Source organism: Pseudomonas sp. KB_12 (genome assembly GCF_052114545.1).
In the GTDB taxonomy this organism is placed as follows: domain Bacteria; phylum Pseudomonadota; class Gammaproteobacteria; order Pseudomonadales; family Pseudomonadaceae; genus Aquipseudomonas; species Aquipseudomonas brassicacearum.
Genome location: NZ_JBFREY010000007.1, coordinates 273,033 through 296,284, shown reverse-complemented (window position 1 = coordinate 296,284; position 23,252 = coordinate 273,033). Strand labels below are relative to the sequence as shown.

Here is a 23,252-nt window from a genome sequence, read left to right as displayed (position 1 = left end):
CAGCATAGCCGGATACAGGGTGTACACGCGCCAATTGGACCATGCATTCTCTTTTGTGACAAAGGCTTATGAGGTGTTTTTTATGAGCGAAGTGAAGCATTCACGCCTGATCATTCTCGGTTCCGGCCCTGCGGGGTACAGCGCGGCCGTCTATGCTGCCCGCGCCAACCTCAAACCCGTAGTCATTACCGGCCTGCAGGCCGGTGGCCAGCTCACCACCACGGTGGAAGTCGATAACTGGCCCGGCGACGTCGAAGGCCTGACGGGCCCGGTACTGATGGAACGCATGCAACGGCACGCCGAGCGCTTCGACACGCAGATCGTCTACGACCATGTCCACACCGCCGAGTTGCAACAGCGCCCATTCGAATTGATCGGCGACAGCGGCACCTACACCTGCGACGCACTGATCATTGCCACCGGTGCCTCGGCGCAATATCTGGGCCTGCCTTCGGAAGAAAGCTTCGCCGGCAAAGGGGTTTCCGCGTGTGCGACCTGCGATGGCTTTTTCTATCGCAACCAGGTGGTGGCCGTGGTCGGCGGCGGCAATACCGCGGTCGAGGAAGCCCTGTACCTGTCGAACATCGCCAGGGAAGTACACCTGATCCACCGTCGCGACAAGCTGCGTTCAGAGAAGATCCTGCAGGACAAACTCTTCGAAAAGGCCGCCAGCGGCAATATCAAGCTGCATTGGAACCAGAACCTGGATGAAGTCCTGGGCGACGCCAGCGGCGTGACTGGCGCGCGCCTGCGCCACAGCGAGACCGGCGAAACCAGCACCTTGTCCCTGGCCGGCGTGTTCATTGCCATCGGCCATAAACCCAATACCGAGCTGTTCCAGGGCCAGTTGAAGATGCGCGACGGCTACCTGATCGTGCGCGGCGGCAGCGAGGGCAATGCCACCGCGACCGATATCGAAGGTGTGTTCGCCGCTGGCGATGTGGCCGACCACGTCTATCGCCAGGCAATTACCTCCGCCGGCGCCGGCTGCATGGCCGCACTCGACGCAGAGAAGTATCTCGATGACATCCCTGCCGTTTGACGGTTAACCTTCCAGGCGGGCGCTCGCTGATGGGCGAAGCCCGCCACCTGCCGCCCTCCCCTTCTACTTAAGCCGGACAACAATGCTGACCTGGTTACAACGCAACACCTTCGAGTTCCCGCCATTGGCAAAAGCCATGCGCGATCCCAACGGGTTATTGGCCGCCGGTGGCGATCTATCCGCCGACAGGCTGATCCAGGCCTATCGCCACGGTTGCTTCCCATGGTTTTCCGAGGGGCAACCGATCCTCTGGTGGTCGCCGGACCCGCGCACGGTGCTGTTTCCCGACGAACTGCACATATCCCGCAGCCTGGGCAAACTGCTGCGCAAGCAGCGTTATGAAGTGACGTTCGATCGGGATTTTGCGGCGGTCATCCAGGCCTGCGCCGCGCCGCGGGACTATGCCGAGGGCACCTGGATCACCGACGCCATGCAAACCGCTTATCTGGAACTGCACCGACGCGGTTTCGCCCATTCGGTGGAAGTGTGGGACCAAGGGGCGTTGGTGGGCGGCCTGTATGGCTTGGCCATGGGGCAGCTGTTTTTTGGCGAGTCCATGTTCAGCCGGGCCGACAATGCGTCGAAATTCGGCTTCGCGAGGCTGGTCCAACACCTTAAGGCCGCCGGTTTCGTGCTGATCGACTGCCAGATGCCCACCGAGCATCTGCACAGCCTGGGCGCCCGCTCGATTCCACGAGCTGAGTTTGCTGGCTATCTCAAGGCCCACCTGGATCAACCCAGCCACGCAACCTGGGTTTGCTGAGCGACATTCGCGTGCGTGGCTTACACTTAAATTTAAAAGCTTATCCGAGGGTTGATCATGACCGAGTTGGCGCGCTTGAAGTTCTATGCCACTCAGCCCCACTCTTGCAGTTACCTGCCGGAGGAGCAGGCCACGACGCTGTTCCTCGACCCTAGCCAGCCCATGGATGTGCATGTCTACGCAGACCTGTCGGAAATGGGCTTTCGTCGTAGCGGTGACCACCTCTACCGGCCCCATTGCCAGCATTGCAACGCCTGTGTCCCGGCGCGCATCCCTGTGGCGCAATTTTTGCCCAATCGTCAGCAGAAACGCATTTTCAAGCGCAACGCCGACCTTCAGGTCCGCCCGGCCAAGCCGCAGTTCACCGAAGAATATTTCGACCTGTATCAGCGCTACATCGAACAACGCCATGCCGATGGCGACATGTACCCGCCCAGTCGGGATCAGTTCTCGACCTTCCTGGTGCGTGACCTGCCGTTTTCCCGCTTCTACGAGTTCCGACTGGACGGGCGCCTGGTCGCCATCGCCGTCACGGACCTGCTGCCCAATGGGCTTTCGGCGGTGTACACCTTCTACGAGCCGGACGAAGAACGGCGCAGCCTGGGACGGTTTGCCATTCTCTGGCAAATCAACGAAGCCCGGCGCCTGGGACTGGAAGCGGTGTACCTGGGCTACTGGATCAAGAACTGCAAGAAAATGAACTACAAGACCCAATATCGCCCCATTGAACTGCTGATTAACCAGCGGTGGGTTGTCCTGAGTTAGACCCCTTCGGCTTATAAAGCTAGAACCCCTTGGCTTGAACCCCCTTTTTCGGGCACAATGCACGCCGCTTTTGCCTGGCGCAGTTGCACCGGGCCATTCACTGGATACCGAGGGCTTTACTGCATGTCGAAAGAAGACAGCTTCGAAATGGAAGGCACTGTCGTCGACACCCTGCCCAACACCATGTTTCGTGTGGAGTTGGAAAATGGGCACGTCGTAACCGCGCATATCTCCGGCAAGATGCGCAAGAACTACATTCGTATTCTTACCGGTGACAAAGTGCGCGTCGAGCTGACGCCCTATGACTTGAGCAAAGGGCGCATCACTTACCGCGCTCGCTAACAAGTCAATACAAAACGCCCGGCTGATGCCGGGCGTTTTTGTTTGTGGGAGCCAAGCTTGCTCCCACAGGGAATTGGCAGTGAGACTCAATCTTGTGCCTTGCTCAAGACAAACTGTGGGAGCGAGCCTGCTCGCGATAGCGGTGGGTCAGCGCGCATCGATGCCGAATGTGCCGCCGCCATCGCGAGCAAGCTCGGCTCCCACAGGGATTGGCGGCGCTGCTCAATCTTGTGTCTTGCCCAAGACAAACTGTGGGAGCGAGCTTGCTCGCGATAGCGGAGGGTCAGCTTGCATCGATGCCGAATGTGCCGCCGCCATCGCGAGCAAGCTCGGCTCCCACAGAGATTGGCGGTGAAACTCATCTTGTGCCTTGCCCCAGACAAACTGTAGGGGGGTGGTGTGGGGCTGGATAGCAAAAAGGCGCCTTTCGGCGCCTTTTGCTTTGTTGCGACTAATGGTCAGGCCATTTCGGCCGTGGTTTCGAAGTCGAAGGTCAGTTCGCCGTCCTTGATGTCGATGTGCACCACACCGCCATGCTCGGCCAGTTCGCCAAAGAGGATTTCCTCGGCCAGCGGACGCTTGATCTTGTCCTGGATCAAGCGAGCCATAGGCCGCGCGCCCATCGTCACATCGTAACCACCTTCTGCCAGCCAACTGCGGGCCGCATCGGTGACTTCCAGCAATACACGCTTGTCTTCGAGCTGCGCCTGAAGTTCGGTAAGGAACTTGTCCACCACGCTCTTGATGACTTCATGGCTGAGGCGACCAAACTGGATAATGGTATCCAGGCGGTTGCGGAATTCAGGCGTGAAGCTCTTCTTGATCACTTCCATCGCATCGGACGAGTGGTCCTGATGGGTGAAACCGATCGAAGCGCGAGCTGCGGTTTCGGCACCGGCGTTCGTGGTCATGATGACGATCACGTTGCGGAAGTCCGCCTTGCGCCCGTTGTTATCGGTCAGCGTACCGTGGTCCATGACCTGCAGGAGCAGGTTGAAGACTTCCGGGTGCGCCTTCTCGATCTCGTCGAGCAGCAATACGCAGTGCGGTTGCTTGGTGATGGCTTCGGTCAACAAGCCGCCCTGGTCGAAACCGACATAGCCTGGAGGCGCACCGATCAGACGCGATACGGTGTGGCGCTCCATGTACTCGGACATGTCGAAGCGAACCAGCTCGATACCCATTGCCTTGGCCAGTTGCCGCGCGGCCTCGGTCTTGCCGACACCGGTAGGACCGGCGAACAGGAACGAACCCACAGGCTTGTCCGGCGACTTGAGACCGGCACGGGACAGCTTGATGGCGGTCGACAGCGAGTCGATGGCCGCATCCTGGCCGAACACGGTCAGCTTCAGGTCACGCTCCAGGTTACGCAGCAACTCCTTGTCGGAACTGGTGACGTGTTTAGGCGGAATACGCGCGATTTTCGCCACGATGTCCTCGACCTGAGGCACTTCGATGCGCTTGACGCGTTTCTCCAGCGGTTGCAGGCGCTGGTAGGCACCCGCCTCGTCGATGACGTCGATGGCCTTGTCCGGCATGTGCCGGTCGTTGATGTAGCGCGAGGCCAGCTCAGCCGCCGCGCGCAGGGCTTCATCGCTGTACTCGATGTTGTGGTGCAGCTCGAAACGCCCTTTCAGGCCGCGCAGGATACCAATGGTGTCCTCCACCGAAGGCTCCGACACATCGACCTTCTGGAAACGCCGGGCCAGGGCACGGTCTTTCTCGAAGATCCCGCGGAACTCCTGGAACGTGGTCGAGCCGATGCAACGGATATCACCCGACGACAGCAATGGCTTGAGCAGGTTCGACGCATCCATGACCCCGCCCGACGCCGCCCCGGCACCAATAATGGTGTGGATTTCGTCGATGAACAGGATCGCTTGCGGACGTTTTTTCAACTCGCCGAGCAACGCCTTGAAGCGCTTCTCGAAATCGCCGCGGTACTTGGTACCGGCCAGCAAGGCACCCAGGTCGAGGGAATACACCACGCTGTTGGCCAGCAGGTCCGGCACCTGGTTGTCGACGATGCGCTTGGCCAGGCCTTCGGCGATTGCGGTCTTGCCCACGCCCGCCTCGCCCACCAGCAATGGGTTGTTCTTGCGACGCCGAGCCAGGATCTGGGCAACACGCTCGACTTCCGCTTCGCGCCCGACCAGCGGGTCAATGCGCCCCTGGCGCGCCAGTTCGTTCAGGTTGCTGGCATAGGCATCCAATGGGTTGCCTGAAGAAGAAGACTCACCGCCCTCGTCGTCCTGCATATCCTGCTCACCCTCGGAATGATCGCCATGCCCCGGCACCTTGGAGATGCCATGTGCGATGTAGTTGACGACATCGATACGCGCAACGCTCTGCTGCTTGAGCAGGAACACCGCCTGGCTTTCCTGCTCGCTGAAGATGGCAACCAGCACGTTGGCGCCGGTGACTTCACGCTTGCCCGAGCTCTGTACATGGAAGACAGCACGCTGCAGGACACGCTGGAACCCCAGGGTTGGCTGGGTTTCGCGATCCTCGTCATGAACGGGGATCAGTGGCGTGGTGGAGTCGATGAACTCCTGCAGATCATGCTTGAGTTTATCGAGGTTCGCGCCGCAGGCACGCAAAACGGTGGCGGCAGCCTCGTTATCCAATAGGGCCAGCAGCAGGTGTTCGACGGTCATGAATTCATGACGCTTCGAACGAGCCTCCTTGAAGGCAAGATTGAGGGTGACTTCGAGCTCGCGGTTTAACATAGCTTCACCTCATACCCAAGTGGTCGGCGTTAACCGTCCTTCTCGATTTCACAGAGTAGCGGATGCTGGCTTTCCCGGGCGTACTGGTTGACCTGCATGGCCTTCGTCTCGGCGATGTCGCGGGTAAACACTCCACATACTGCCCGTCCCTCTGTATGGACGGCCAGCATGACCTTGGTCGCCAGCTCGCGATTCAGGTTAAAAAACACCTCGAGCACTTCGACGACGAAATCCATCGGTGTGTAGTCATCGTTGAACAAAACCACCTTGTACATCGGTGGCGCCTGTAATGCAGGCTTTGCCTCCTGAACAGCAATGCCTGCGGAATCGTCGTCGTGTAGATCCGGGCGATCCTGATTGAATGTTAGTCGAATCTGGCTGACTGCATGCATGGAAAGAAAGGTTCGTTTAGTTGGCGAATACAGTGATGGGGGCGCTTGTGGACGATTTCAACCACGACCACCCGGCCACCTTGACTATCGGCAAAACGGTGTTACAACCAATAGAGCCCATCGTGGGTTAAAAAGGTCCGTGGAATCTATCCTTACTTCAAGATTAGCCTGCGGATGGACTGGATGATACTCCAGTGATGGAGTGCGTTGCAGAGGGAAATGGGTTATGTCGGTAGTCAAGATGAATGGCAAGGTGAAATGGTTCAACAATGCCAAGGGCTACGGTTTCATTATCGCGGCCGGCAGGGATGATGAAGACCTTTTCGCCCATTACTCGGCCATCAACATGGAAGGCTATAAAACCCTGAAGGCCGGACAGCCTGTGACGTTCGACGTCATCCAGGGACCCAAGGGCCTGCACGCGGTCAACATCAGGCTTGTCACCGTCGAAGATGTGCCCACCCCTGTCAATGTCAGGGTCACCGAGACTCATTGACCGGCCGCCGCACCGGACAAATGAAAATGCCCGGCTCGATCACTCGAGCCGGGCATTCGCGCTGAGCGCCGATCCGCTTACATGTGCGAGATCAGGGCATCGCCGAAGCCCGAGGACGACACCAGCTTGGCGCCCTCCATCAGACGTTCGAAGTCATAGGTCACGGTCTTGGCCGAAATCGCGCCGTTGGTGCCTTTGATGATCAGGTCGGCCGCCTCGGTCCAACCCATGTGACGCAGCATCATTTCCGCCGACAGGATCAGCGAGCCCGGGTTGACCTGGTCCTTGCCGGCATACTTGGGCGCGGTACCGTGGGTGGCTTCGAACATTGCCACGGTGTCGGACAGGTTGGCGCCCGGCGCAATACCGATACCGCCCACTTCCGCCGCCAGGGCGTCGGACAGGTAGTCACCGTTCAGGTTCAGGGTGGCGATCACGTCATATTCAGCCGGACGCAGCAGGATCTGCTGCAGCATCGCATCGGCGATGGCGTCCTTGACGACGACATTCTTGCCAGTCTTCGGGTTCTTGAACTGCATCCACGGCCCGCCGTCGAGCAGGGTCGCGCCGAACTCCTCGGCTGCCACTTCGTAGGCCCATTCCTTGAAGGCACCTTCGGTGAACTTCATGATGTTGCCTTTATGCACGATGGTCAGCGAATCGCGGTCGTTGTCGACCACATATTGCAAAGCCTTGCGAGCCAGGCGCTGGGTGCCCTGCTTGGAAACCGGCTTGACGCCGATGCCGCAATCCTCGTCGAAACGGATCTTGGTCACGCCCATTTCTTCTTTCAGGAACTTGATGACCTTGGTGGCTTCGGCCGAACCGGCCTTCCACTCGATGCCAGCGTAGATGTCCTCGGAGTTCTCGCGGAAGATCGTCATGTCTACGTCGCCAGGCTTCTTGACCGGGCTTGGCACGCCTTCGAACCAGCGCACCGGACGCAGGCACACGTACAGGTCGAGCTGCTGGCGCAGGGCCACGTTCAGCGAACGGATACCACCGCCCACCGGCGTGGTCAGTGGGCCCTTGATGGAAACCACGTAATCCTTGACCGCGTCCAGGGTTTCCTGGGGCAGCCAGGTGTCCTGATCGTAGACTTGAGTCGCTTTCTCACCAGCATAGACCTCCATCCAGGAAATCTTGCGCTTGCCGCCATAGGCCTTCTGAACCGCAGCGTCCACAACCTTGATCATGACCGGACTGATATCGACGCCAATGCCGTCGCCTTCGATGAAGGGGATGATCGGGTTGTCGGGAACATTAAGAGAATGGTCTGCATTGACGGTGATTTTGTCACCGACGGCTGGAACCTGAATCTTTTGATACCCCATGCTGAACTCCATTGCTTGGATTGAACATCTGGCTGCGTTCGAGCGTACCCCACTTGAATCGGCGCGCAAACCCTACGTTAGGCTCATCCGGGGTAAAGCGTTGCAGTTCGCGGTGTACAACCCTGAAAGCCAAGGGAAAAGCGCCAAACATGAGCATAGCCCGCTCCTTGGGTACTGCGACGTTTAGACCAATGGACGTGTACGGAAGTCCATGAACCATCGGCAGATTGCCAGCTACCTATGTATAATGCCGCCGCTGACCACAGGGTCACACTGGTTGAGCGCTCTATCACAGGACTTTCCGCCAGTTTAGAAGCCGGACCGTTACCGCGGCCCAACCGCTTGACGCTCGACTGACGCACCCAACATCACCGCGAAGAAACCTCGACATTCGGTTCACGGATGACTTTGAACGAACGCGCTTACCCGGCGCCCCTCGAGTTTCTGCGCATGCTTTAGCAAAGAAGAGAGTTAATCCGAATATGCCCACCCGCTCGAAGATCATCTATACCTTCACCGACGAAGCGCCCGCCCTCGCCACCTATTCGCTGCTGCCGATCGTCGAAGCCTTTACCGCTTCGGCCGATATCGCCGTGGAAACCCGCGATATCTCCCTCGCAGGGCGCATCCTGGCCAGCTTCCCCGAGCAACTGGGTGACAAAGCCGTAGCCGACCACCTCGCCGAACTGGGCGACCTGGCCGTTACGCCTGAAGCCAACATCATCAAGCTGCCGAACATCAGCGCCTCGGTACCGCAACTGCAGGCCGCGATCAAGGAATTGCAGGCCCAGGGCCACGCACTGCCGGACTACCCGGAAACCGTGGCCAGCGACGCCGAGAAAGACGCCCGCGCCCGCTACGACAAGATCAAGGGCAGCGCCGTGAACCCGGTCCTGCGCGAAGGCAACTCTGATCGTCGCGCGCCGCTGTCGGTCAAGAACTACGCCCGCAAGCACCCGCACAAAATGGGCGCCTGGGCAGCCGACTCCAAGTCCCACGTGGCCCACATGAGCACCGGCGATTTCTACGGCAGCGAAAAAGCCGCCCTGATCGACGCCGCCGGCAGCGTGAAAATCGAGCTGATCGCCCAGGACGGCACTGCCACTGTCCTGAAGGAAAAAACCACCGTACAAGCCGGTGAGATCCTCGACTGCGCCGTGATGAGCAAAAACGCCCTGCGCGACTTCATCGCCGCTGAAATCGAAGACGCCAAGCAAAAAGGCGTCCTGCTGTCGGTTCACCTCAAGGCCACCATGATGAAGGTCTCCGACCCGATCATGTTCGGCCAGATCGTTGCCGAGTTCTATAAAGACGCCCTGGCCAAGCACGCACAAGTGCTGGAGCAGATCGGCTTCAACCTGAACAACGGCATCGGCGACCTGTACGCCCGCATCAAGGCCCTGCCGGCCGAGCAGCAGGCGCAGATCGAAGCCGACATCCAGGCGGTCTACGCAGCGCGCCCATCCCTGGCGATGGTCAACTCCGACAAAGGCATCACCAACCTGCACGTGCCGAGCGACGTCATCGTCGACGCCTCGATGCCAGCCATGATCCGTGACTCCGGCAAGATGTGGGGCACCGACGGCCAACTGCACGACACCAAGGCCGTGATCCCGGATCGCTGCTACGCCACCATCTACCAGGCGGTGATCGAAGACTGCAAGCAACACGGCGCCTTTGACCCAACCACCATGGGCAGCGTGCCGAACGTTGGCCTGATGGCCAAGAAAGCCGAAGAGTACGGTTCCCACGACAAGACCTTCCAGATCAAGGTCGACGGCGTGGTCCGTGTTTCGGACAGCAACGGCCGCACCCTGTTGGAGCAGAGCGTCGAAGCTGGCGACATCTTCCGCATGTGCCAGACCAAGGACGCACCGATCCAGGACTGGGTCAAACTGGCCGTCAACCGCGCCCGCGCCAGCAGCACCCCGGCGATCTTCTGGCTGGACCCGATGCGCGCCCATGACGGCGTCGTGATCGAGAAAGTCCAGACCTACCTGAAGGACTACGACACTGCCGGCCTGGACATCCGCATCATGTCGCCGGTCGACGCGATGAAGTTCACCCTGGCCCGCACCCGCGAAGGCAAGGACACCATCTCGGTGACCGGCAACGTACTGCGCGACTACCTGACCGACCTGTTCCCGATCATGGAGCTGGGCACCAGCGCCAAGATGCTGTCGATCGTGCCGCTGATGAACGGCGGTGGCCTGTTCGAAACCGGCGCTGGCGGCTCGGCCCCCAAACACGTGCAGCAGTTGCTGGAAGAAAACTTCCTGCGCTGGGATTCCCTGGGCGAGTTCCTGGCCCTGGCCGCGTCCCTCGAGCACCTGGGCGTGACCTACAACAACCCGAAAGCCCTGGTGCTGGCCAAGACCCTGGACCAGGCTACCGGTGAGTTCCTGGACCGCAACAAGTCGCCTTCGCGCAAGGTCGGCGGCATCGACAACCGCGGCAGCCACTTCTACCTGACCCTGTTCTGGGCCCAGGCACTGGCCGCTCAAGACGACGACGCAGCCCTCAAGGCTCAGTTCGCTTCCCTGGCCAAGACATTGACCGACAACGAAGAAAAAATCGTTGCCGAACTCAATGCCGTGCAAGGCAAGCCCATGGACATCGGCGGTTACTACTTCGCCAACCCGGAGCTGACCAGCAAGGCCATGCGCCCGAGCAACACCTTCAACGCGGCGATTGCTGCGCTGGTGTAAGGTTGTAGGCAGTACCACGAACCCCGGCCTTGTGCCGGGGTTTGTGTTTCTGGCATTTAGCCCCCACCCCTGTGGGAGCGAGCTTGCTCGCGATAGCAATTAATCATTCAATTCAAATATTGACTGACACACCGCTATCGCGAGCAAGCTCGCTCCCACAATAAGATCGGGGTACGGCCGGAGAGATAGGCCGGCCGTTAGGCCGCCTCGCTCTTGATCTTGATCTGGGGCGCCCCGTTAACCACGATGGCCGAACGCAGGCATTGCGCAGTGGGCACCTCGGCATGGATGCTGAGGTAGCCGCGCTGGGCCATGGATGGCCCTTCGCGGCGGCCCACGGAGCAATGCCGGAGTGAGGGCATGCCGAGCCTAAGCGAGGCACCGAGTGGTGGGGCAAAAGCGTTTTGCTTACTTTTGACTGGGCCGGCTCCCGGGCTTCTCAAAAGTGACCCGCCGTCAGGGCGGAACCCTAAGCGGCCGTTACTGCAAAAACGGATATGTACTCGATCCCCCCCCCCAATCTGAGCAATAAAGGAACCTTATGAACTGGCACCCCCACATCACCGTCGCCACCATCGTCGAAGACAACGGCCGCTTCCTGATGGTGGAAGAATCCAAGGCCGGACGCGCAGTACTCAACCAACCCGCCGGCCACCTGGACCCCAACGAAACCCTGATCGAAGCCGCCGTACGCGAAACCCTCGAAGAAACCGGCTGGGACGTCGAACCCACCAGCGTCACCGGCATCTACCTCTACACCGCCCCGAGCAACGGCGTGACCTACCAGCGCGTCTGTTTCGCCGCCAAGGCCCTGAAACACCACCCCGAGTATCAACTGGACGACGGCATCCTCGGCGCCAAATGGCTGACCCGCGACGAACTGCTAGAACAGCGCGAGCACTGGCGCAGCGAGCTGATCATCCGCTGCATCGACGATTATCTGGCCGGCCACTGCCACAGTCTGACGCTGATCCGTCCTTCTCTTTAGCCTTGTGCGCCCGGGCCTGATAGAATCGCGTCCTTTTTCAAGACACTCATTGAACTCCTATGCGTGATCCAGCTCCTTCTGACACATCCAAGAAGCGCGTCATTGTCGGCATGTCCGGCGGCGTGGACTCCTCCGTTTCCGCCCTTCTGCTGATCGAGCAGGGTTATGAGGTGGAAGGCCTGTTCATGAAGAACTGGGAAGAAGACGACGGCACCGAATACTGCACCGCCATGGACGACCTGGCGGACGCCCAGGCCGTGTGCGACAAGATCGGCATCAAGCTGCACACCGCCAACTTCGCCGCCGAGTACTGGGACAACGTGTTCGAGCACTTCCTGGCCGAATACAAGGCCGGCCGCACGCCGAACCCGGACATCCTCTGCAACCGCGAAATCAAGTTCAAGGCGTTCCTCGACTACGCCATGATGCTCGGCGCCGACCTGATCGCCACCGGTCACTACGTGCGCCGCCGCGACATCGACGGCCGCACCGAACTGCTCAAGGGCCTGGACCCGAACAAGGACCAGAGCTACTTCCTGCACGCCGTCGGCGGCGAGCAGATCGCCAAGACCCTGTTCCCGGTAGGCGAACTGGAAAAGCCCGAAGTGCGCGCGATCGCCGAGAAACACCAGCTCGCCACCGCCAAGAAAAAAGACTCCACCGGGATCTGCTTTATCGGTGAGCGCCGTTTCAGCGACTTCCTCAAGCAATACCTGCCGGCCCAACCGGGCGAGATCAAGACGACCGAAGGCGAAGTCATCGGCCGTCACCATGGCCTGATGTACCACACCATCGGCCAGCGCCAGGGCCTGGGCATCGGCGGCCTGAAAGACGCCGGGGAAGAGCCGTGGTACGTGCTGGTCAAGGACCTGGAGCACAACGAGCTGATCGTCGGCCAGGGCAACGACCACCCATGGTTGTTTTCCCGCGCCCTGCTCGCCTCCGACATCTATTGGGTCAACCCGATCGACCTCAGCGAACCACGCCGCCTGACGGCCAAGGTTCGCTACCGCCAGAGCGACCAGCCCTGCACCCTGGAAAAAACCGCCACGGGCTACCGTGCCACCTTCGATGACCCGCAGCGGGCGGTCACGCCCGGCCAGTCCGTGGTGTTCTATGACGGCGAAATATGCCTGGGCGGCGGCGTGATCGAAGTCGCAGAACCCTGGAGCAGCAAGGCATGAGCCCCATCCAGGAACAACTGACGGCATTGGGCGGCGTATTTCTCGCCGCCGTGCTGGTGGACAGGATCGCCAAGACCGGCCAGGCCACCGAAGCGGGCGTGGCCTGCATGCTCGGCAGCCTGCTGGTTCGCGACCCCAAGTACACCCTGGAAGTCTACGGCGGCGACGACTTGAACCTGCGCGAAGGCTATCGTGCGCTGATCGGCGCCCTGGAGCGCGATCCCAGCGCCCTGCAACGCGAACCGCTGCGCTACGCCCTGTCGATGCTGGGCCTTGAGCGCCAGCTGGCCAAGCGCGACGACCTGCTGGAGACCATCGGCAAACGCTTGCCGCAGATCCAGTCCCAGGTCGAGCACTTCGGCCCGTCCCACGAAAACGTCGTCGCGGCTTGCGGCGCGCTGTACCAGGACACCCTGAGCACCTTGCGCCAGCGCATCCAGGTGCATGGCGACATGCGCAACCTGCAGCAACCGAGCAATGCCTCGAAGATCCGCGCCCTGTTGCTGGCCGGGATTCGTTCGGCACGGCTGTGGCGGCAGTTGGGCGGCCATCGCTGGCAACTGGTGATCAGCCGGCGCAAATTGCTTAAAGAGCTTTACCCGTTGATGCGCAACGAATAAGTCGCCTCGACCGTTTTTTTGTAGCAAGGGAGCTTACCCCCACTGGGCCTGTAGGAGCTGTCGAGCGAAGCGAGGCTGCGATCTTTTGATCTTTTGATCTTTTGATCTTTCACTTGAGATTCAAGCGTCTGGGGAAAGATCGCAGCCTCGTTGCACTCGACAGCTCCTACACAGCTCCTACAGGCCCAGCGGGAGCAAGCTCCCTCGCCACAGGTATTAAAAGTTTTATCTCGTTACGCGTAACACGCCGGTCAGTTGGCGACGGACCGGCGATTGTTTTCATGTATGATACGCGCCCCATTTCGTTGCCCGACTGTCCGAGAACACCCCATGCAGCTCTCTTCGCTCACTGCGGTTTCCCCTGTTGACGGCCGCTACGCCGGCAAAACCCAGGCCCTGCGCCCGATTTTCAGCGAGTACGGCCTGATCCGTGCTCGCGTCCTGGTTGAAGTGCGCTGGCTCCAGCGCCTGGCCGCCCACCCTGCCATCCCTGAAGTCCCGGCGTTCTCCGCCGAAGCCAACGCGGTCCTCAACACCCTGGCGGACAACTTCGCGCTGGAGCACGCCGAGCGCGTCAAAGAGATCGAGCGCACCACCAACCACGACGTCAAGGCCATCGAATACCTGCTCAAGGAGCAGGCGGCCAAGCTGCCGGAGCTGGCCAATGTCAGCGAGTTCATCCACTTTGCCTGCACCAGCGAGGACATCAACAACCTGTCCCACGCCCTGATGCTGCGCGAAGGCCGTGATGAGGTAATGCTGCCCCTGATGCGCCAGACCGCCCAGGCCATCCGCGAGCTGGCGATCCGCTTCGCCGACGTGCCGATGCTGTCGCGCACCCACGGCCAACCGGCTTCGCCGACCACCCTGGGCAAGGAGCTGGCGAACGTGGTCTACCGCCTGGAGCGCCAGATCGCCCAGGTGGCCGCCGTGCCGCTGCTGGGCAAGATCAACGGCGCCGTGGGCAACTACAACGCCCACCTGTCGGCCTACCCGGACATCGACTGGGAAGCCAACGCCCGCGCCTTCATCGAAGACGAGCTGGGCCTGAGCTTCAACCCCTACACCACCCAGATCGAACCGCATGACTACATCGCCGAGCTGTTCGATGCGATCGCGCGCTTCAACACCATCCTGATCGACTTCGACCGTGACATCTGGGGCTACATTTCCCTGGGTTACTTCAAGCAGCGCACCATCGCTGGCGAAATCGGCTCCTCGACCATGCCGCACAAGGTCAACCCGATCGACTTCGAAAACTCCGAAGGCAACCTGGGCATCGCCAACGCACTGTTCCAGCACCTGGCGAGCAAACTGCCGATCTCCCGCTGGCAGCGCGACCTGACCGACTCCACCGTGCTGCGCAACCTGGGCGTGGGTTTTGCCCACAGCGTCATTGCCTACGAAGCCAGCCTCAAGGGCATCAGCAAGCTGGAACTGAACGAGCAGAAGATCGCCGCCGACCTGGACGCCTGCTGGGAAGTCCTGGCCGAGCCGATCCAGACCGTGATGCGTCGCTACAACATCGAAAACCCGTATGAAAAGCTGAAAGAGCTGACCCGTGGCAAGGGCATCAGCCCTGAAGCGTTGCAGACTTTCATCGATGGCCTGGACATGCCTGCCGCGGCCCGCACCGAGCTGAAAAAGCTCACGCCAGCCAGCTACATCGGCAACGCAGCGGCACAAGCCAAGCGCATCTGATCCACGGCTTTACCCTTGAGACGCCCGGCCGCGCCGGGCGTTTTTATTCGCGTCTGAAAAGTATATTTTTTCAATAGGTTACACATGAATCCTGACATTCCTCTGCAACTCCTGGGCGGCATCACGGCAAGGGAGTTCCTGCGCGACTACTGGCAGAAAAAACCCCTGCTGATCCGTCAGGCGATTCCTGACTTCCAAAGCCCGATCGATGCCGACGAACTGGCCGGCCTGGCCCTGGAAGAAGAAGTCGAATCGCGCCTGGTGATCGAGCACGGCGAGCGCCCCTGGGAATTGCGCCGCGGCCCGTTCGCCGAAGACGAATTCAGCAAGCTGCCAGAGCGCGAGTGGACCCTGCTGGTACAGGCGGTCGATCAGTTCGTACCGGAAGTCAGCGAGCTGCTGGAGAACTTCCGTTTCCTGCCGAGCTGGCGCATCGACGATGTGATGATCAGCTTCGCTGCACCCGGTGGCAGCGTGGGTCCGCATTTCGATAACTACGACGTGTTCCTGCTGCAGGGCCATGGCCAGCGCAACTGGAAAATCGGCCAGATGTGCGACTCCGAAAGCCCGTTGCTGCAGCACGCCGACCTGCGCATCCTTGCCGAATTCGAAGCCACCGACGAGTGGACCCTGGAACCGGGCGACATGCTCTACCTGCCGCCGCGCCTGGCGCACTGTGGCGTGGCCGTGGATGACTGCATGACCTACTCGGTGGGTTTCCGTGCGCCGAGCGCCGCTGAAGTGCTGACCCACTTCACCGACTTCCTCAGCCAGTTCCTGCCGGACGAAGAACGCTACACCGACGCCGACGCACGCCCTGTAGCCGACCCGCACCAGATCCAGCAGGACGCCCTCGACCGCCTCAAGGGCTTGCTGGCCGAGCACATGAGCGACGAGCGCCTGCTGCTGACCTGGTTCGGCCAGTTCATGACCGAGCCGCGCTACCCGGAACTGGTGGTCGGCCCGGAACTGGAAGAAGACGACCTGCTGGCCAGCCTGGAACAAGGCGCCGTGATCATTCGCAACCCGAGCGCGCGCCTGGCCTGGTCGGAAGTCGATGACGACCTGCTGCTGTTCGCCAGCGGCCAGAGCCGTTACCTGCCGGGCAAGCTGCGCGAACTGCTGAAAATGATCTGCGCCGCCGACGCCCTGCACATCGAGAACCTCGGTCCGTGGCTGGCCGACGAAGACGGTCGTGGCCTGGTCTGCGAGCTGGTCAAGCAAGGCAGCCTGGGGTTCGCCGATGAATAAAATTCACGTTCGTGTCGCAGACTGGCAAAAGGATAACGCCGAGATCCGGCGCATTCGTGAGGCCGTGTTCATTGCCGAGCAGTCCGTTCCACCTGAGCTGGAATGGGATGCCGACGACCAGAGCGCGGTGCATTTCCTGGCGTTTGAAGGCGACTTTCCCATCGGCACCGCCCGCCTGTTGACCGACGGCCATATCGGCCGTGTCTCGGTCCTCAAGGACTGGCGTGGCCTGAAGGTGGGCGATGCGCTGATGCACGCCGTGATCGCCGAAGCCGAGAAACGTGGGCTCCAGCAACAGATGCTCAGCGCCCAGGTGCATGCCACGCCGTTCTATGAGCGGCTGGGGTTTGCGGTGGTCAGCGAGGAGTTCCTGGAAGCCGGGATTCCTCATGTGGACATGGTGCGGCGCTCGGCCTGAACACCGCTGGAAGCAGCAACACAATACCCTGTGGCGAGGGAGCTTGCTCCCGCTGGGTCGCGCAGCGATCCCAAAAAACGAGGGCCGCTGCGCAGCCCAGCGGGAGCAAGCTCCCTCGCCACAAAAGCATCATGCAACGCCCAAAACGCCCCGCCATCCACCGATGCCGGGGCGTTTTGCCGTCTAACATTCAACTTGCGCCACCCGGGGCCGACAAACTGGCAATATCAGGCCTTTGTCTCATGGAGAAATGGACATGCTTCTACGCACCCTGCTGACCCTCTTGCTGCTTGGTAGCAGCCTGTCAGCCATGGCCGATACGCAAGTCGTGCCGCTGAACTACCGCACCAGCGCCGACCTGCTGCCGGTGGCGCAGAATTTCATCGGCAAGGACGGCCAGGTCAGCGCCTACGGCAACCAACTGATCGTCAACGCCGAGCCCGGCAAGATCGAAGAACTCCGGCAATTCCTCGCGCAATTGGACACCGCACCCAAGCGCCTGCTGATCACGGTCGACACCAACGAAAACAACCTGCAGGGCGACCAGGGTTACTCGATCAACGGTGCCGCGCCCAGCCAGACCCGCATCATCAACCGCAGCACCGCCAGCCGTGACGGCGGCGTGCAGCAGGTGCAAGCCAGCGAAGGCCAGCCGGCGCTGATCCAGGTCGGCCAGAGCATGCCCTTCACCAGCAGCCAGACCGACAACTACGGCCGCCTGCAAAGCCAGACCGAATACCGCAACGTCACCCAGGGTTTTTATGTCACGGCGAGCGTCACCGGCGAGACCGTTCATCTCAGCATCAGTACCAACCGTGACCGCATGAGCCAGGAACGTCCCGATGTAGTGAACGTTCAGAGTACCGACACAACCGTCAGTGGCCGCCTGGGCGAATGGATCACCCTGGCCGGCGTCAATCGTCAGACTCAAGCCGACAAGCAGGGCCTGACCCGCAGCTACTCTACCCAGGGCCGCGACGACATGATTTTGCGGGTCAAGGTCGACACCCTGAACTGAAGCACCAAAAACTGACTGATGAGTCGTATTAGACCAAAGATGTAGTGCCACAAAAAAAGCACTACAAAACGTTTGACGAGCCAAAAAACCGAAGGCATGATGGCCTCGCTCCCGCTAATCAGGGGCCCTGGCAAGGGCCTTCGGGTCGACGCTTGCAACTACCCTGCGAGCCGATTCGTGTCTGTACCGCCCACAAGGTGTGTTTGACGAGGTTGCGACTGGAACGAAGTTGTCCCGAGGGACGGAAGCGTAACTAGGTAACCCGGCATCACTCTGAGTTCGTATGGAGGCCCACGACGCCCGAATGCGCCCGCAGTTCGCCCCTACCTGCTCACTTCCCCTCGAGCCCATCGTTCATCCCGTCGCCTCCCCGCCTGAACCGACTTGTACGCCAATCCCTGGTCGGCAGGAGCAAGGAATTTTCCACCAAGACCTATGCGACGAGGTTTATCTCCATGGCACTGACACGCGAACAGCAAATTGCAGCCCTTGAAAAAGACTGGGCTGAAAACCCGCGCTGGAAAGGCGTGAAGCGCAATTATTCCGCTGCTGACGTCGTCCGTCTGCGTGGCTCGGTTCAACCTGAGCACACCTTTGCGAAACTGGGCGCCGAGAAGCTTTGGAACCTGGTGACCCAGGGCGCCAAGCCAGCCTTCCGTCCCGAGAAAGATTTCGTCAACTGCATGGGTGCCCTGACCGGCGGCCAGGCTGTGCAGCAAGTCAAGGCCGGCATCCAGGCGATCTACCTGTCGGGCTGGCAAGTGGCCGCGGACAACAACTCCGCCGAGTCGATGTACCCCGACCAGTCGCTGTACCCGGTGGATTCGGTTCCAACCGTGGTCAAGCGCATCAACAACTCGTTCCGTCGCGCCGACCAGATCCAGTGGAAAGCCGGCAAGAACCCGGGCGACGAAGGCTACATCGACTACTTCGCGCCGATCGTGGCTGACGCTGAAGCCGGTTTCGGTGGCGTCCTGAACGCCTACGAGCTGATGAAGAGCATGATCGAGGCAGGCGCCGCCGGCGTTCACTTCGAAGACCAATTGGCTTCGGTGAAGAAATGCGGCCACATGGGCGGCAAGGTGCTGGTTCCAACCCAGGAAGCCGTGCAGAAGCTGACCGCTGCCCGCCTGGCTGCCGACGTTGCCGGTGTACCGACCATCATCCTGGCCCGTACCGACGCCAACGCCGCTGACCTGCTGACCTCCGACTGCGACCCGTACGACCAACCGTTCGTGACTGGCACTCGCACCCAGGAAGGCTTCTACAAGGTGCGCGCCGGTCTCGACCAGGCCATCGCCCGTGGCCTCGCCTACGCGCCGTACGCCGACCTGATCTGGTGCGAAACCGCCAAGCCGGACCTGGACGAGGCTCGTCGCTTCGCCGAAGCGATCAAGAAGGAATACCCGGACCAACTGCTGTCGTACAACTGCTCGCCTTCCTTCAACTGGAAGAAAAACCTGGACGACGCGACCATCGCCAAGTTCCAGCGCGAACTGTCCGCCATGGGCTACAAGCACCAGTTCATCACCCTGGCCGGCATTCACAACATGTGGCACAGCATGTTCAACCTGGCGCACGACTACGCCCGCAACGACATGACCGCCTACGTGAAGCTGCAAGAGCAAGAGTTCGCTGACGCCGCCAAGGGCTACACCTTCGTGGCTCACCAGCAGGAAGTGGGCACCGGCTACTTCGACGACATGACCACCGTGATCCAGGGCGGCACTTCGTCGGTGACCGCACTGACCGGTTCCACCGAAGAAGAACAGTTCCACTGATACACGCCGTAAAACGGCCCTTGCGGACCGAGTAAAAGCTAACCGCAAAGCCGATGATCTGACGCCCCGACTGGTTCGGGGCTTTTTTTTGCCGGATTTTCCCGCTCCGTTTTTCACACCTTGAAGTGAATTGATCTGACGAGCCTGGTTTTTTCACGCGTTTTTTTTGAAGCAACCTACGCTGTAAGAGCAAGCCTGCATCTGTGGGAGTCAGGCTCGCCCGCGATGAACGATTACGCTGTCTGCCTCGGGACCGCGTTGCCGGCATCGCGAGCAAGCCTGGCTCCCACAGGAGCAGTCCCCCACGCAGATCCCACCCTCACAGCCCCCTCCCCCCACAAAACTTCGGCGCCCGGCTAGAAAAATTGATCGAACGCAGTATTGGGCAGTCCGAAAAGGAGTAAAACGTGCGGCGCTGACAATTACAGTAGCGGCGATGTAAGACAGTCTTTCAGGCACAACACTAAGTGCACCGCAGAAAGGTCGCTACAGATAATAATAATTATCATTTGGAAGTCATTATCATTGTTACATTCCGCACGAAATATTATTGATGAATAGCCGGCCAACGCCCACCAGGCCTGGGCCGCAGGGTCCTGGAGGTGCGCTATGTCCTTATTCCAATAAATAATTTCGCTATAGGAATTTTACTTGCCCGGTGTTTAGCCATAAAATCACCGCGATTGATTGCTGCGACATATCGTCACTGCGTTATTTCATTCAAGCTCAGAGACCTTTGCTCTCTGTTAAGGATTTCCAGCATGTCCGAAGCGACAGGACTCATGGCCCACAATTGGGGCTTTGCCATTTTCCTTCTGGGCGTTGTTGGCCTGTGTGCTTTCATGCTCGGTGTATCGAGCCTGCTTGGGTCAAAAGCCTGGGGCCGCAGCAAAAATGAACCGTTCGAGTCCGGCATGCTACCTACCGGTGGCGCCCGCTTGCGGCTCTCAGCCAAATTCTATCTGGTCGCGATGCTCTTCGTGATCTTCGATATCGAAGCCCTCTTTCTCTTTGCATGGTCTGTGTCCGTCCGCGAAAGCGGCTGGACCGGATTCGTCGAAGCTCTCGTTTTCATAGCAATTCTGTTGGCAGGTCTTGTCTACCTTTACCGAGTGGGGGCGCTTGATTGGGCTCCGGAAGCTCGGCGCAAGCGGCAAGCGAAGCTGAAACAATGAGGCTTTGGCAATGCAATACAATCTCACCAGGATCGACCCCGATGCTCCTAACGAGCAGTATCCGATTGGCGAACGGGAAACCGTCGCCGATCCGTTAGAAGATCAAGTCCACAAAAACATCTTCATGGGCAAGCTCGAAGACGTGCTGAACAGCACGGTCAACTGGGGTCGCAAGAACTCCCTGTGGCCGTACAACTTCGGTCTTTCGTGCTGCTACGTGGAAATGACCACCGCCTTCACGGCGCCCCACGACATCGCGCGCTTTGGCGCCGAGGTGATCCGGGCATCGCCACGCCAGGCGGATTTCATGGTTATCGCCGGTACCTGCTTCATCAAGATGGCGCCGATCATCCAGCGTCTCTATGAGCAAATGCTCGAGCCGAAGTGGGTTATCTCCATGGGTTCGTGCGCCAACTCCGGTGGCATGTACGACATCTACTCCGTCGTTCAAGGGGTGGACAAGTTCCTGCCCGTGGACGTCTACGTGCCCGGCTGCCCGCCTCGCCCTGAAGCTTTCCTGCAAGGCCTGATGCTGTTGCAGGAGTCGATTGGCCAGGAGCGTCGCCCACTGTCCTGGGTCGTTGGCGATCAAGGCGTCTATCGCGCCGACATGCCATCGCAAAAGGAACAGCGCCGCGAACAGCGTATCGCAGTCACCAACCTGCGCAGCCCCGACGAAGTCTGATCCAGCTCTGTTCCTCTACAAGAAACGAGAACCTGGCTTCATTCTTTACGTTGACCGAAAGCGATAAATAACCATGACTACAGGCAGTGCTCTGTACATCCCGCCTTACAAGGCAGACGACCAGGATGTGGTCGTCGAACTGAACAACCGTTTTGGCCCCGAGGCGTTCACCGCCCAGCCGACCCGCACCGGCATGCCGGTGCTTTGGGTTGCCCGCGCCAAACTCGTCGAAGTCCTGACGTTCCTGCGCAACCTGCCCAAGCCGTACGTCATGCTCTATGACCTGCACGGCGTGGACGAGCGCCTGCGCACCAAGCGTCAAGGGCTGCCCGACGGCGTCGACTTCACCGTGTTCTATCACCTGATGTCGATCGAGCGTAATAGTGACGTAATGATCAAGGTCGCCTTGTCCGAGAGCGACCTTAGCGTGCCGACCGTGACCGGTATCTGGCCGAACGCCAACTGGTACGAACGTGAAGTGTGGGACATGTTCGGGATCGATTTCCCCGGCCACCCTCACCTGTCGCGCATCATGATGCCGCCGACCTGGGAAGGTCACCCGCTGCGCAAGGACTTCCCGGCCCGTGCCACCGAGTTCGACCCGTTCAGCCTGTCCCTGGCCAAGCAACAGCTCGAGGAAGAAGCCGCGCGCTTCAAGCCTGAAGACTGGGGCATGAAGCGTTCGGGCGCCAACGAGGACTACATGTTCCTCAACCTCGGCCCGAACCACCCTTCGGCCCACGGTGCGTTCCGCATCATCCTGCAACTGGACGGCGAAGAGATCGTCGACTGCGTGCCTGACATCGGCTACCACCACCGTGGCGCCGAGAAAATGGCCGAGCGCCAGTCCTGGCACAGCTTCATCCCGTACACCGACCGCATCGACTACCTCGGCGGCGTGATGAACAACCTGCCGTACGTGCTTTCGGTCGAGAAACTCGCCGGGATCAAGGTACCGGAGAAGGTCGACGTCATCCGCATCATGATGGCCGAGTTCTTCCGTATCACCAGCCACCTGCTGTTCCTGGGTACCTATATCCAGGACGTGGGGGCCATGACGCCGGTGTTCTTCACCTTCACCGACCGCCAGAAGGCCTACACGGTGATCGAAGCCATCACCGGTTTCCGCCTGCACCCGGCCTGGTACCGCATCGGTGGTGTTGCCCACGACCTGCCACGCGGCTGGGAAAAGCTGGTCAAGGACTTCGTCGAGTGGATGCCCAAGCGCCTGGACGAATACACCAAGGCCGCCCTGCAGAACAGCATCCTCAAGGGTCGTACCATCGGGGTCGCTGCCTACAACACCAAAGAGGCCCTGGAATGGGGCGTCACCGGTGCTGGCCTGCGTTCCACCGGTTGCGACTTCGACCTGCGCAAGGCGCGCCCTTACTCCGGCTACGAAAACTTCGAATTCGAAGTACCGCTGGCGGCCAATGGCGATGCCTACGACCGCTGCATGGTTCGCGTCGAGGAAATGCGCCAGAGCATCAAGATCATCGACCAATGCATGCGCAACATGCCGGAAGGCCCGTACAAGGCGGATCACCCGCTGACCACGCCGCCGCCAAAAGAGCGCACGCTGCAACACATCGAGACCCTGATCACGCACTTCCTGCAGGTTTCGTGGGGCCCGGTCATGCCGGCCAACGAGTCCTTCCAGATGATCGAAGCGACCAAGGGCATCAACAGTTATTACCTGACGAGCGACGGCGGCACCATGAGCTACCGCACCCGGATTCGCACCCCAAGCTTCCCACACCTGCAACAGATCCCTTCGGTGATCAAAGGCAGCATGGTCGCGGACATGATTGCGTACCTGGGTAGTATCGATTTCGTTATGGCCGACGTGGACCGCTAAGC

Annotated in this window: 21 protein-coding genes; 17 read left to right on the top strand and 4 right to left on the bottom strand. The window is 60.2% G+C overall.

What is annotated here, in order from left to right:
- The first annotated feature begins 82 nt into the window (after positions 1-82).
- The 4 genes from trxB to infA all read left to right on the top strand — a co-directional run bounded on the left by trxB (position 83) and on the right by infA (position 2,912).
- Positions 83-1,042: a thioredoxin-disulfide reductase gene (trxB, locus tag AB4Z20_RS08085; RefSeq protein WP_442089668.1), complete on the top strand. Its 960-nt coding sequence runs from the start codon at positions 83-85 to the stop codon at positions 1,040-1,042.
- 82 nt (positions 1,043-1,124) lie between these two features.
- Positions 1,125-1,805, top strand: coding sequence for a leucyl/phenylalanyl-tRNA--protein transferase (aat, locus tag AB4Z20_RS08080; protein WP_253476211.1), 681 nt, complete (start codon positions 1,125-1,127; stop codon positions 1,803-1,805).
- Positions 1,806-1,862: 57 nt separating this feature from the next.
- The gene (locus AB4Z20_RS08075; RefSeq protein ID WP_014337689.1) at positions 1,863-2,570 is read left to right on the top strand and encodes an arginyltransferase; all 708 of its coding nucleotides are present in this window, start codon (positions 1,863-1,865) and stop codon (positions 2,568-2,570) included.
- Between the two features lie 123 nt (positions 2,571-2,693).
- Positions 2,694-2,912 (top strand): translation initiation factor IF-1, encoded by a 219-nt coding sequence (gene infA, locus AB4Z20_RS08070; protein WP_002553999.1) that lies wholly within the window; start codon positions 2,694-2,696, stop codon positions 2,910-2,912.
- A gap of 458 nt (positions 2,913-3,370) precedes the next feature.
- Here infA and clpA read toward each other — a convergent pair whose 3' ends face one another.
- Together clpA and clpS are read right to left on the bottom strand one after the other, a co-directional pair.
- Entirely contained in the window at positions 3,371-5,641 is a 2,271-nt protein-coding gene (clpA, locus tag AB4Z20_RS08065; RefSeq protein WP_053123178.1) for an ATP-dependent Clp protease ATP-binding subunit ClpA, read from the bottom strand.
- A 29-nt stretch (positions 5,642-5,670) separates the two neighbouring features.
- Entirely contained in the window at positions 5,671-6,033 is a 363-nt protein-coding gene (clpS, locus tag AB4Z20_RS08060) for an ATP-dependent Clp protease adapter ClpS (protein ID WP_003180089.1), read from the bottom strand.
- 226 nt (positions 6,034-6,259) lie between these two features.
- Between clpS and AB4Z20_RS08055 the strand changes: the two genes are divergently transcribed.
- On the top strand, positions 6,260-6,529 hold the full coding sequence (locus AB4Z20_RS08055; protein ID WP_253476213.1) for a cold shock domain-containing protein: 270 nt from the start codon (positions 6,260-6,262) through the stop codon (positions 6,527-6,529).
- A gap of 77 nt (positions 6,530-6,606) precedes the next feature.
- On the opposite strand, the gene icd is transcribed toward AB4Z20_RS08055, so the two are convergent.
- On the bottom strand, positions 6,607-7,863 hold the full coding sequence (gene icd, locus AB4Z20_RS08050) for an NADP-dependent isocitrate dehydrogenase (RefSeq protein ID WP_018609234.1): 1,257 nt from the start codon (positions 7,861-7,863) through the stop codon (positions 6,607-6,609).
- A gap of 482 nt (positions 7,864-8,345) precedes the next feature.
- Between icd and AB4Z20_RS08045 the strand changes: the two genes are divergently transcribed.
- On the top strand, positions 8,346-10,571 hold the full coding sequence (locus AB4Z20_RS08045) for an NADP-dependent isocitrate dehydrogenase (RefSeq protein ID WP_442089667.1): 2,226 nt from the start codon (positions 8,346-8,348) through the stop codon (positions 10,569-10,571).
- Positions 10,572-10,768: 197 nt separating this feature from the next.
- Here the strand turns inward: AB4Z20_RS08045 and AB4Z20_RS08040 are convergent, their stop codons facing one another.
- Positions 10,769-10,933: a hypothetical protein gene (locus tag AB4Z20_RS08040; RefSeq protein ID WP_442089681.1), complete on the bottom strand. Its 165-nt coding sequence runs from the start codon at positions 10,931-10,933 to the stop codon at positions 10,769-10,771.
- Positions 10,934-11,112: 179 nt separating this feature from the next.
- On the opposite strand from AB4Z20_RS08040, the gene AB4Z20_RS08035 reads away from it, so the two are divergent.
- The 11 genes from AB4Z20_RS08035 to nuoC all read left to right on the top strand — a co-directional run bounded on the left by AB4Z20_RS08035 (position 11,113) and on the right by nuoC (position 23,250).
- On the top strand, positions 11,113-11,559 hold the full coding sequence (locus tag AB4Z20_RS08035) for an NUDIX hydrolase (RefSeq protein WP_253476217.1): 447 nt from the start codon (positions 11,113-11,115) through the stop codon (positions 11,557-11,559).
- Between the two features lie 59 nt (positions 11,560-11,618).
- Positions 11,619-12,743 carry a tRNA 2-thiouridine(34) synthase MnmA gene (gene mnmA, locus AB4Z20_RS08030; RefSeq protein WP_057450008.1) on the top strand — a complete coding sequence of 375 codons (1,125 nt, stop codon included), beginning with the start codon at positions 11,619-11,621 and terminating at the stop codon, positions 12,741-12,743.
- Entirely contained in the window at positions 12,740-13,363 is a 624-nt protein-coding gene (gene hflD, locus AB4Z20_RS08025; protein ID WP_442089666.1) for a high frequency lysogenization protein HflD, read from the top strand. The genes mnmA and hflD overlap by 4 nt, the downstream gene beginning before the upstream one ends.
- A 330-nt stretch (positions 13,364-13,693) precedes the next feature.
- Positions 13,694-15,064: an adenylosuccinate lyase gene (purB, locus tag AB4Z20_RS08020; RefSeq protein ID WP_320389001.1), complete on the top strand. Its 1,371-nt coding sequence runs from the start codon at positions 13,694-13,696 to the stop codon at positions 15,062-15,064.
- Positions 15,065-15,148: 84 nt separating this feature from the next.
- A complete protein-coding gene (locus AB4Z20_RS08015; protein WP_003203358.1) occupies positions 15,149-16,315 on the top strand; it encodes a ribosomal protein uL16 3-hydroxylase in 1,167 nt (388 codons plus the stop codon).
- Positions 16,308-16,733 (top strand): GNAT family N-acetyltransferase, encoded by a 426-nt coding sequence (locus AB4Z20_RS08010; protein ID WP_214512765.1) that lies wholly within the window; start codon positions 16,308-16,310, stop codon positions 16,731-16,733. Before AB4Z20_RS08015 ends, AB4Z20_RS08010 begins: the two co-directional genes overlap by 8 nt.
- Positions 16,734-16,989: 256 nt before the next feature.
- Complete coding sequence (locus AB4Z20_RS08005; RefSeq protein ID WP_442089665.1) at positions 16,990-17,751, top strand: secretin N-terminal domain-containing protein; 762 nt, start codon at positions 16,990-16,992, stop codon at positions 17,749-17,751.
- A gap of 455 nt (positions 17,752-18,206) precedes the next feature.
- Positions 18,207-19,532 carry an isocitrate lyase gene (aceA, locus tag AB4Z20_RS08000; protein ID WP_053123202.1) on the top strand — a complete coding sequence of 442 codons (1,326 nt, stop codon included), beginning with the start codon at positions 18,207-18,209 and terminating at the stop codon, positions 19,530-19,532.
- A gap of 761 nt (positions 19,533-20,293) precedes the next feature.
- Positions 20,294-20,707, top strand: coding sequence for an NADH-quinone oxidoreductase subunit A (locus AB4Z20_RS07995; RefSeq protein ID WP_003203367.1), 414 nt, complete (start codon positions 20,294-20,296; stop codon positions 20,705-20,707).
- 10 nt (positions 20,708-20,717) lie between these two features.
- Entirely contained in the window at positions 20,718-21,392 is a 675-nt protein-coding gene (locus AB4Z20_RS07990) for a NuoB/complex I 20 kDa subunit family protein (protein ID WP_013693708.1), read from the top strand.
- Positions 21,393-21,465: 73 nt separating this feature from the next.
- Positions 21,466-23,250, top strand: a complete 1,785-nt coding sequence (nuoC, locus tag AB4Z20_RS07985; protein ID WP_214512768.1) for an NADH-quinone oxidoreductase subunit C/D — start codon at positions 21,466-21,468, stop codon at positions 23,248-23,250.
- Positions 23,251-23,252 lie beyond the last annotated feature (2 nt).

What these genes read in the sequence shown, in the direction of transcription:
- AB4Z20_RS08015 (WP_003203358.1), top strand. Translation starts at nt 15,149, where the DNA reads ATGAATCCTGACATTCCTCTGCAACTCCTGGGCGGCATCACGGCAAGG.
- AB4Z20_RS08040 (WP_442089681.1), bottom strand. Translation starts at nt 10,933, where the DNA reads ATGCCCTCACTCCGGCATTGCTCCGTGGGCCGCCGCGAAGGGCCATCC.
- icd (WP_018609234.1), bottom strand. Translation starts at nt 7,863, where the DNA reads ATGGGGTATCAAAAGATTCAGGTTCCAGCCGTCGGTGACAAAATCACC.
- AB4Z20_RS08005 (WP_442089665.1), top strand. Translation starts at nt 16,990, where the DNA reads ATGCTTCTACGCACCCTGCTGACCCTCTTGCTGCTTGGTAGCAGCCTG.
- AB4Z20_RS08055 (WP_253476213.1), top strand. Translation starts at nt 6,260, where the DNA reads ATGTCGGTAGTCAAGATGAATGGCAAGGTGAAATGGTTCAACAATGCC.
- mnmA (WP_057450008.1), top strand. Translation starts at nt 11,619, where the DNA reads ATGCGTGATCCAGCTCCTTCTGACACATCCAAGAAGCGCGTCATTGTC.
- trxB (WP_442089668.1), top strand. Translation starts at nt 83, where the DNA reads ATGAGCGAAGTGAAGCATTCACGCCTGATCATTCTCGGTTCCGGCCCT.
- AB4Z20_RS08045 (WP_442089667.1), top strand. Translation starts at nt 8,346, where the DNA reads ATGCCCACCCGCTCGAAGATCATCTATACCTTCACCGACGAAGCGCCC.
- aceA (WP_053123202.1), top strand. Translation starts at nt 18,207, where the DNA reads ATGGCACTGACACGCGAACAGCAAATTGCAGCCCTTGAAAAAGACTGG.
- infA (WP_002553999.1), top strand. Translation starts at nt 2,694, where the DNA reads ATGTCGAAAGAAGACAGCTTCGAAATGGAAGGCACTGTCGTCGACACC.
- AB4Z20_RS08010 (WP_214512765.1), top strand. Translation starts at nt 16,308, where the DNA reads ATGAATAAAATTCACGTTCGTGTCGCAGACTGGCAAAAGGATAACGCC.
- AB4Z20_RS08035 (WP_253476217.1), top strand. Translation starts at nt 11,113, where the DNA reads ATGAACTGGCACCCCCACATCACCGTCGCCACCATCGTCGAAGACAAC.
- hflD (WP_442089666.1), top strand. Translation starts at nt 12,740, where the DNA reads ATGAGCCCCATCCAGGAACAACTGACGGCATTGGGCGGCGTATTTCTC.
- nuoC (WP_214512768.1), top strand. Translation starts at nt 21,466, where the DNA reads ATGACTACAGGCAGTGCTCTGTACATCCCGCCTTACAAGGCAGACGAC.
- AB4Z20_RS08075 (WP_014337689.1), top strand. Translation starts at nt 1,863, where the DNA reads ATGACCGAGTTGGCGCGCTTGAAGTTCTATGCCACTCAGCCCCACTCT.
- aat (WP_253476211.1), top strand. Translation starts at nt 1,125, where the DNA reads ATGCTGACCTGGTTACAACGCAACACCTTCGAGTTCCCGCCATTGGCA.
- AB4Z20_RS07990 (WP_013693708.1), top strand. Translation starts at nt 20,718, where the DNA reads ATGCAATACAATCTCACCAGGATCGACCCCGATGCTCCTAACGAGCAG.
- purB (WP_320389001.1), top strand. Translation starts at nt 13,694, where the DNA reads ATGCAGCTCTCTTCGCTCACTGCGGTTTCCCCTGTTGACGGCCGCTAC.
- AB4Z20_RS07995 (WP_003203367.1), top strand. Translation starts at nt 20,294, where the DNA reads ATGTCCGAAGCGACAGGACTCATGGCCCACAATTGGGGCTTTGCCATT.
- clpA (WP_053123178.1), bottom strand. Translation starts at nt 5,641, where the DNA reads ATGTTAAACCGCGAGCTCGAAGTCACCCTCAATCTTGCCTTCAAGGAG.
- clpS (WP_003180089.1), bottom strand. Translation starts at nt 6,033, where the DNA reads ATGCATGCAGTCAGCCAGATTCGACTAACATTCAATCAGGATCGCCCG.